Origin of the sequence: Streptomyces europaeiscabiei, assembly GCF_001550375.1 — a bacterium.
Taxonomy (GTDB): domain Bacteria; phylum Actinomycetota; class Actinomycetes; order Streptomycetales; family Streptomycetaceae; genus Streptomyces; species Streptomyces europaeiscabiei.
Genome location: NZ_LRTR01000839.1, coordinates 1 through 2088 on the forward strand (window position 1 = coordinate 1; position 2088 = coordinate 2088).

The 2088-nt window shown below is 73.6% G+C and carries 1 protein-coding gene; it reads right to left on the bottom strand.

Annotation, left to right across the window (positions count from 1 at the left end; all coding sequences use genetic code 11):
- Positions 1-2088, bottom strand: a 2088-nt coding sequence (locus AWZ10_RS42695; protein WP_159058563.1) for a type I polyketide synthase, incomplete at both ends; no start/stop codon positions are given.

Sequence of the window (2088 nt, forward strand, 5' to 3'; positions counted from 1 at the left end):
ACCGTGCGCCTCCACCACATCCACATCCGCCGCCGACAACCCCGCATCAGCCAACGCCGCCCGAATCACCCGCTGCTGGGAAGGCCCGTTCGGAGCCGTCAGACCGTTCGACGCACCGTCCTGATTGATCGCCGAACCACGCACCACCGCCAACACCTGATGACCATTGGCCCGCGCATCCGACAACCGCTCCAACAGCAGCACACCCACACCCTCGGAGAGGGCGAAGCCGTCCGCGTCGGCCGCGAAGGGCTTGCAGCGGCCGTCCGGAGCGAGGGCCCGCTGGCGGCTGAAGGCGACGAACGCGCCCGGTCCCGACATCACGGTGGCGGCGCCGGCCACCGCGAGGCGGCACTCCCCTGCGCGCAGGGCGCGGACCGCGAGGTGCAGGGCGACCAGGGACGAGGAACAGGCCGTGTCGACGGTGACCGCCGGACCCTCCAGGCCCAGCACATAGGCGATGCGCCCGGATGCCACGCTCGCTGCCGCGCCGGTGGCGAGGTATCCCTCGTTGTCGCCGGACGCGGCGCGCAACTGGGTGGCGTACTCCTGGTCGGTGAGACCGACATAGACGCCGGTGTCGCTGCCCCGCAGGCCTTTCGGGTCGATGCCCGCGCGTTCCAGGGTCTCCCAGGTGGTCTCCAGCAGGAGGCGCTGCTGCGGGTCCATCGCGATCGCCTCACGCGGCGAGATTCCGAAGAACCCGGCGTCGAACCCGGCCGCACCCTCCAGGAAACCGCTGTCACGGACGTAGCTGGTGCCGGTGCGGTCGGGGTCGGGGTCGTAGAGCGCGTCGAGGTCCCAGCCTCGGTCGGTGGGCAGCGGGGTGATGGCGTCCACGCCGTCGGTGACCAGGCGCCAGAAGTCCTCGGGGGTACGGACACCGCCGGGGAAGCGACAGCCCATCGAGACGATCGCGATCGCGTCGTCCTCGGGGGCGTTACCGCTGCCGGGCGCGCGGACGCTGTCCGCCGCGAGTGCCGGGGCCGGGTGGTCCCCTTGCCCACCGCCGAACGCACGGTCGTCGAGATGGACGGCAAGGGCGGAGATGCTGGGGTGGTCGAAGACGACGGTGGTGGGGAGTTTCAGACCGGTGGCCCGTTGCAGCCGGTCGCGGAGGGCGACGGCGGTGAGGGAGTCGAAGCCCAGCTCCTTGAAGGCGGCCTCGGCGCTGACCACTCCGGCGTCGGCGTGTCCCAGCGCGGCGGCCGCATGTGTGCTGACCAGGGTGCGCAGGGCGGCGGTGCGGCGTGCCGGTTCGAGGCCGCCGATCTCGCGCAGCGCGGCGGAGGTACCGTCGTTCCGGTCCCGGCCGGTCTCCGCGTCCGGCGTCGCGGGGCGGAGGCCGGACAGTTCGGTGAGCAGGGCGCTGCCGCGCACGGAGGTGAAGACCTCGGCGAACCGGCGCCAGTCGACATCGGCGACGGCGACGGCCGTGTCGTCGTGGTCGAGCGCCTGCTGCAGGCCGGTGATCGCGGCGGCCGGTTCGATGACGGGAACGCCCCGGCGGCGCAGGTCGTCCTGGACGGTCTCGGCGATCATGCCGCCGCCCGCCCAGGGGCCCCAGGCGACGGAGAGCACGGGGGCGCCGTCGGCGCGGCGGCGTTCGGCGCGGGCGTCCAGAATCGCGTTGGCCGCGCCGTAGGCGGCGTGGTCGGCGACTCCCCAGGTGCCGGAGATCGACGAGAAGTAGACGACGGCGTCCAGTTGAGCGGCGTCCAGTACGTCGTCGAGGTGGTCGGCGCCGAGGACCTTGCCGGAGAGGGTCGCGGCGAGGTCCTCGACGTCTGTCTCAGCGACCGGGCCGAGGACGCTCACCCCTGCCGCGTGCACGACGGAGCGCACGGGGCCGCCCTCGTCGGCAAGGCGGGTGACCAGGTCGGCGAGGGCCTCCCGGTCGGCGGTGTCGCAGGCGGCCACGGTGAGCCGGGTGCCGTACGGCGTGAGTTCGCGCCGCAGGTCGTCGAGGTGCCGGCCCTCGCCGCGCCGACCGGTGAGGACGAGGTGTTCGGCGCCACGCGCGGCCAGCCAGCGGGCCACGTGGGCGCCGAGCGCGCCGGTGCCGCCGGTGACGAGGACGGTGAGATC